3 protein-coding genes and 1 pseudogene are annotated in these 4,303 nt (G+C 65.3%); 3 read left to right on the top strand and 1 reads right to left on the bottom strand.

What is annotated here, in order from left to right:
* Together ACE5CZ_RS11905 and ACE5CZ_RS11900 are read left to right on the top strand one after the other, a co-directional pair.
* Positions 1-703, top strand: a pseudogene (locus ACE5CZ_RS11905) (glycine dehydrogenase (aminomethyl-transferring)); the annotation flags it as partial.
* Positions 704-743: 40 nt separating this feature from the next.
* Positions 744-1,532: a pentapeptide repeat-containing protein gene (locus tag ACE5CZ_RS11900; RefSeq protein ID WP_374947543.1), complete on the top strand. Its 789-nt coding sequence runs from the start codon at positions 744-746 to the stop codon at positions 1,530-1,532.
* On the opposite strand, the gene ACE5CZ_RS11895 is transcribed toward ACE5CZ_RS11900, so the two are convergent.
* Positions 1,529-2,317: a CPBP family intramembrane glutamic endopeptidase gene (locus ACE5CZ_RS11895; RefSeq protein WP_374947542.1), complete on the bottom strand. Its 789-nt coding sequence runs from the start codon at positions 2,315-2,317 to the stop codon at positions 1,529-1,531. The genes ACE5CZ_RS11900 and ACE5CZ_RS11895 overlap by 4 nt on opposite strands.
* A gap of 233 nt (positions 2,318-2,550) precedes the next feature.
* On the opposite strand from ACE5CZ_RS11895, the gene ACE5CZ_RS11890 reads away from it, so the two are divergent.
* The coding region (locus ACE5CZ_RS11890) for an ABC transporter substrate-binding protein (protein ID WP_374947541.1) at positions 2,551-4,303 on the top strand (1,753 nt) is incomplete at its 3' end.

Genomic DNA, 4,303 nt, shown 5'->3' with positions numbered 1-4,303 from the left:
CGGGCACGCCCAGGCGCAGGATGCGTCGCATCCGCTCGCCGGCGGCGGCACCGTCGTGCACGCGGGCGGACCGATCTCGGCCGCGCCGTACGGCAGCCCGAGCATCCTGCCCATCAGCTGGTCGTACGTGCGCATGATGGGCTCCGAGGGTCTTGCGGATGCGACGGGTGCGGCCGTCCTGTCGGCCAACTACGTCGCGGCGCGCCTCTCCGAGCACTTCCCCGTGCTGTACTCCGGAGACAACGGGCTCGTCGCGCACGAGTGCATCATCGACATCCGGCCGCTGACCGCCGCGACCGGTGTTTCGGTCGACGACGTCGCGAAACGACTCATCGACTACGGGTTCCACGCGCCGACGATGAGCTTTCCTGTTGTCGGAACGCTGATGGTCGAGCCGACCGAAAGCGAAGATCTCATAGAGATCGACCGGTTCATCGACGCCATGATCGCGATCAAGGGCGAGGCCGCGCAGGTCGCCGAGGGCGTGTGGCCCGCCGACGACAACCCGCTGCGCAACGCTCCGCACACGGCGCAGTCGGTCGTCGAGGGCGAGTGGACGCATCCGTACGACCGGGAGACGGCGGTGTACCCCGTGCGTTCGCTGATCCGCAACAAGTACTGGCCACCCGTTCGACGAATAGACCAGGCGTGGGGAGACCGCAACCTCGTCTGCTCGTGCCCGCCGCCGGAGGCGTTCGAGTAGGCGACGACAGTCGGTTGAGCCGGTGCGATACCCTCTCAGCATGGCGAGACGATTTGCGATACAGCGCGGCCGGATGTCGATGATTCTCGCTGTGACGGCGGGTGTTCTCGCGGTCGTGGTCGCCCCGGCGACCGCGGCCAGCGCCGAAGTCTTCTATGACGAGGGCGGATGCGTCGTGCAGCAGGTCACTGACGGCGCGCCCGCGGGCGGCAGCCAGTGCGCCGGCGTCGACTTCGGCGGAACCAGCATGGGCCAGGCCGCCTTCATGGGCGCCAACCTGGTCGGGGCGAACCTGTCTGGCTCGAAGCTGCAGGCTGCCAACTTCACGGGCGCGAACATCGAGGGCGCGAACTTCAGCGACGCGCAGGTCGAGGGAGCCGAGTTCACAGACTCGGGCATCCTGCCGGGCACGATCACGGTCGAGGCCGCGGATGCGAACGGCGCGCCCATCGAGTTCGCCCCGGTGGTGCCCGCCGGGCTCACCGCGGGGGACTGTCTGATCGTCGACGCTCCCGTCGTCTCCGGCACGGTCTTTCCCGTCGGCGACTCCGGAATGGTCTGCAAGTTCTCGTCGTCGAACGGCACCGCCATCGCCGTGGTCAAGATCGTTGTGACGCCCCACCCAGAAGAGGCGCCGGCGCCTCTGTTCACCGATGAGCCGAACTCGACCGGCACGGCGGCATCGTCGAGACAACCCACAAACTGGGGGCTCGTCGCCGCAGTCGGGGGCGGGGCCATCGTGGTGCTCGCGCTGGGTGTCGCGGCGATGATCATCTCGCGACGCAGGCCGGCCGTGGTCGACGGCGACGACGCCGAGGGTGACGGCTAGGGCAGACGGAACAGTTCGGGAAACGTGGCGACGGCCCACGCGTAGCCGACGAACGAGGCGATGTCGATGATCCAGTGTGCGATCACGAGCGGCATCGTGCGGCCCCAGCGGGTGTAACACCAGCCGAACACGACACCCATCACGACGTTGCCGAGAAACGGGCCTATGCCCTGGTAGAGGTGGTAACTGCCGCGCAGCACCGCCGCCGCCGCGATGATCTGCCACCGGCCCCACCCGAGCTGACGAAGCCGGGTGAAGAGATAGCCGACCACGATCAGCTCTTCGGTGAGCGCGGCCCTCAACGCCGACGCGACCAGCATCGGCACGGTCCACCAATACGCGTCGATGGGCGCCGGAACGACGTTCACCGTGATTCCGGCGGCTCGACCGATGAAGTAGAGAGCGATTCCCGGCACGCCGATGACGAGCACGAGCAGCATGCCGCGCGCCGCGTCCCGCGCGGGACTGCGCAGGTCGAAGCCGACTTTTCGGAATGGGTTCACGCCGGAGATAGCCAGAAGGTAGAAGGCCAGGGCTACGGGCGCCAGGTCGAAGACGATCGCCAGGAACTGATAGGTGAAGTCGAGCCACTCGCGGGTGCTCAGTGCGCCGTTCAGGCTCGTCGACTGACTTGCGAGCGACGTGTTGGCGGTGAGTTTGGCGACCAGACTGACAATCGAGTAGACGGCGGATGCGCCGAGTGACAGCCCGAGGACGATCACGATCTCCGCGGCGAGGCGACGACGCCGAACAGCGCGCCAGTCAGCCGGTGAACTTCGTTCCATGACTACGCTTTCTTGCGTCAGAAGTCGCAGTCGGTGTGAAATGTGTGCGTTCCACACAACGAATGAAGATATTACGTTTCTAGTCTGTAACTTTTCGCCGGTGAATTTGGTGAGAGCGCGACCCCCTTTTAGGGTACTGGTTAGTCAGCCACGCGACTGATGATCTTTCGGGTGCCCCGCGATCTCAGGATCTCAGGTCATCCGGCAGTCCAGGAAAGCCCTCAGGAGGAAAATTGAAAATCAGACGCATTGGCATCGGGGCACTCGCCCTTGCCGCGGCCAGCGCCCTCGTGCTGTCGGGTTGTGCCACGGGTTCAGACAAGCCCAGCGCCGGCGACAGCAGCGCCTCGGTCATCACGGCGAACGGCTCAGAGCCGCAGAATCCACTGATCCCGACAAACACCAACGAGGTCGGGGGCGGCAAGATCCTCGATGAGATTTTCGCGGGCCTGGTCTACTACGATGCCAAGGGCGCTCCCGTCAATGACGTCGCGGAGTCCATCGAGACAGACGACGCCCAGAACTACACGATCAAGATCAAGCCCGGCCTGAAGTTCACCAACGGTGACCCGGTCGACGCGAACTCGTTCGTCGACGCGTGGCAGTACGGCGCCTTGCTGTCGAACGCGCAACTCTCCAGTTACTTCTTCGAGGACATCGAGGGCTTCAGCTACGACGCCGACAGCCCCCTCACCGGCCTGAAGGTCGTCGACGACACCACTTTCACCGTTGCGCTGACGAGCCCGAAGTCCGACTTCCCGCTGCGCCTCGGCTACTCGGCGTTCTTCCCGCTGCCCAAGACAGCATTCGAAGACATGGCCGCGTTCGGCGAGAGCCCGATCGGCAACGGCCCCTACATGCTCGATGGCGAAGGCGCGTGGAAGCACAACGAGAAGATCGACCTCGTCGTGAATCCCGACTACGACGGAGGGCGCGTTCCGAAGAACGGCGGCCTGAGCATCGTATTCTACGCGACCCAGGATGCGGCGTACGCCGACCTGCAGGGCGGCAACCTCGATGTGCTCGACGCCGTTCCCGACAGCGCGTACCAGACGTTCGAGGCCGACCTCGGCGACCGCGCTGTGAACCAGGCCGCGGCCGTGTTCCAGTCGTTCACCATCCCGGCCCGTCTGCCGCACTTCGACGGAGAAGAGGGCAAGCTTCGCCGCGCGGCGATCTCGATGTCGATCAACCGCGACGAGATCACCGACGTGATCTTCGAAGGAACCCGTACGGCGGCCAGCGACTTCACGTCGCCGGTCATCGACGGCTGGTCCGACAAGCTCGAGGGTGCCGACGTGCTCGCGTACAACCCCGACGAGGCGAAGAAGCTGTGGGCCGAGGCCGATAAGATCTCACCGTGGTCGGGCACCTTCCAGATCGCGTACAACGCCGATGGCGGGCACCAGGGCTGGGTCGACGCCGTGTCGAACAACCTCAAGAACACGCTGGGAATCGACGCGTCGGGTGCTCCGTCACCGACCTTCGCCGAGGTTCGCACCGCGATCACCGACCGCACGATCCAGACCGCATTCCGCACCGGATGGCAGGCCGACTACCCCGGTCTGTTCAACTTCCTCGGCCCGATCTACGCGACCGACGCCGGATCGAACGACGGCGACTACTCGAGCGCCGAATTCGACGCACTGCTCGCGAAGGGCTCTTCGGAGACCGACGTCGACGCGGCGAACAAGGACTTCCAGGACGCGCAGGAGATTTTGCTGAAGGACCTCCCCGCGATTCCGCTGTGGTACTCGAACGTCACCGGCGGCTACGGCACCGAGGTGTCGAACGTGACCTTCGGGTGGAACTCCGTTCCGCTGTTCTCTGAGATCACCAAGGTGATCTTCGAGGGAACCCGCACCCCCGCCAGCGATTTCACCTCCCCGGTGATCGACGGCTGGTCGGACTCCATCGAGGGTTCTGACGTGCTGGCCTACAACCCCGACAACGCCAAGAAGCTGTGGGCCCAGGCCGACGCCATCT

The sequence above is a fragment of the Agreia sp. genome (assembly GCF_964263775.1).
Classification (GTDB): domain Bacteria; phylum Actinomycetota; class Actinomycetes; order Actinomycetales; family Microbacteriaceae; genus Agreia.
This window is presented reverse-complemented; position numbering and strand designations above follow the sequence as displayed.

Bases quoted from the DNA above. Each gene is read 5' to 3' on its own strand.
- ACE5CZ_RS11895 (WP_374947542.1), bottom strand. From the start codon at position 2,317: ATGGAACGAAGTTCACCGGCTGACTGGCGCGCTGTTCGGCGTCGTCGC.
- ACE5CZ_RS11900 (WP_374947543.1), top strand. From the start codon at position 744: ATGGCGAGACGATTTGCGATACAGCGCGGCCGGATGTCGATGATTCTC.